The sequence below is a fragment of the Oleiphilus sp. HI0080 genome, assembly GCF_001635135.1.
In genome coordinates, this window is the sequence record NZ_LWFU01000739.1 from 1 (window position 1) to 1757 (window position 1757).

General features: G+C 48.4%; 3 protein-coding genes and 1 pseudogene. All 4 read left to right on the top strand.

Annotated features, from left to right (window positions below; genetic code table 11):
* The coding region (gene rpsM, locus A3751_RS21870) for a 30S ribosomal protein S13 (protein WP_082863309.1) at window positions 1-118 on the top strand (118 nt) is incomplete at its 5' end.
* 13 nt (window positions 119-131) lie between these two features.
* On the top strand, window positions 132-521 hold the full coding sequence (gene rpsK / locus A3751_RS15660) for a 30S ribosomal protein S11 (RefSeq protein WP_068457794.1): 390 nt from the start codon (window positions 132-134) through the stop codon (window positions 519-521).
* A gap of 13 nt (window positions 522-534) precedes the next feature.
* Window positions 535-1155 (top strand): 30S ribosomal protein S4, encoded by a 621-nt coding sequence (gene rpsD / locus A3751_RS15665; protein WP_068457796.1) that lies wholly within the window; start codon window positions 535-537, stop codon window positions 1153-1155.
* Between the two features lie 35 nt (window positions 1156-1190).
* Window positions 1191-1757 (top strand): annotated as a pseudogene (locus A3751_RS15670) (DNA-directed RNA polymerase subunit alpha); the annotation flags it as partial.

Sequence of the window (1757 nt, forward strand, 5' to 3'; positions counted from 1 at the left end):
GAAGGATCTTGGTTGCTTCCGTGGTCTTCGCCACCGCCACAGCTTGCCTGTGCGTGGTCAGCGTAGTAAGACCAACGCTCGCACTCGAAAGGGTCCTCGCAAACCAATTCGTAAATAAGTAGGAAACAGTAATGGCAAAGCCAGGTACACGTACCCGTAAAAAGGTGAAAAAGACTGTTGTTGATGGTATGGCTCATATCCATGCATCATTCAATAACACGATCGTGACCATTACAGACCGCCAAGGTAACGCTCTTTCATGGGCAACTGCAGGTGGTTCTGGATTCCGTGGATCACGTAAGAGCACACCTTTTGCTGCGCAGGTAGCAGCTGAAAGAGCCGGTAACGCGGCTGCTGAATACGGCCTCAAAAACCTAGAAGTTATGGTTAAAGGGCCTGGGCCAGGACGCGAGTCCGCTGTTCGAGCACTAAACGCTTGTGGTTACAAAATCACAAACATCACGGATGTAACGCCGATTCCACACAATGGCTGTCGTCCACCGAAAAAACGTCGCGTTTAGGGAGAACAGATAAATGGCTCGTTATATTGGACCAAAATGTAAACTGTCTCGTCGTGAAGGGACAGATCTGTTTTTAAAGAGCGGTGCTAAGGCTCTAGATTCAAAATGTAATCTTGAGACGGCACCAGGGATGCACGGCGCACGTCGTGGTCGCCTATCTGAGTATGGTACTCAGCTCCGTGAGAAACAGAAAGTTCGTCGTTTGTACGGCGTATTAGAGAAGCAGTTCCGTGGCTATTACAAAGAAGCAGCGCGCCGTAAAGGAGCGACTGGTGAGAACTTGCTTCAACTCTTAGAACAACGCCTCGATAATGTTGTATATCGTATGGGGTTTGGTTCGACTCGTGCAGAAGCGCGTCAGTTAGTATCGCATAAGTCGATCTTGGTTAATGACAATGTGGTAAACATTGCCTCTTATCAGGTCAAAGCAGGTGATACTGTATCTGTTCGCGAGAAAGCGAAAAATCAATTGCGTGTTAAAAGCGCAGTTGAGCTGGCGGGTAATCGCGCGCCGGTTGAGTGGGTCGAAGTTGATACAAATAAGCTAAGTGGAACATTTAAGTCTGCGCCTGAGCGTAGCGATCTGCCGGCTGATATCAACGAAAACCTAATCGTCGAGCTTTACTCTAAGTAAGCTTTGGATCTACAACATAACGTATAGGGGCGTATATGCAGCGTTCAGTAAATGAATTCTTGAATCCTCGAAATATTGAAGTTCAGGAGTTAAGTGCAACACACGCAAAAGTGGTTTTAGAGCCACTAGAAAGGGGTTTCGGCCACACTCTTGGGAGTGCTCTTCGCCGAATTTTGCTCTCTTCTATGCCTGGTTGTGCGGTAGTAGAAGCTGAGATCGACGGTGTACTGCACGAGTATAGTGCTATTGAAGGTGTTCAAGAGGATGTCATTGAGATTCTTTTGAACCTTAAAGGGCTAGCTATCGTCATGCACGCTAAGGATGAGGCGACTTTGGCGCTTACCAAGAAAGGGCCAGGCCCTGTGTTGGCGAGTGACATTCAAGTGGATCACGACGTTGAGGTTCTCAATCCGGACCACGTTATTTGTCATTTAAGCGATAACGGCGAAGTGAACATGAAGCTCAAGATTGCGCGTGGTCGTGGCTATGAGCCCGCTGATCAACGTGCGTTGGGTGAGGATGAGACTCGCGCGATTGGCCGACTTCAGCTAGATGCGTCATATAGCCCTGTAGCACGCGTAGCGTATTCTGTAGAAAACGCT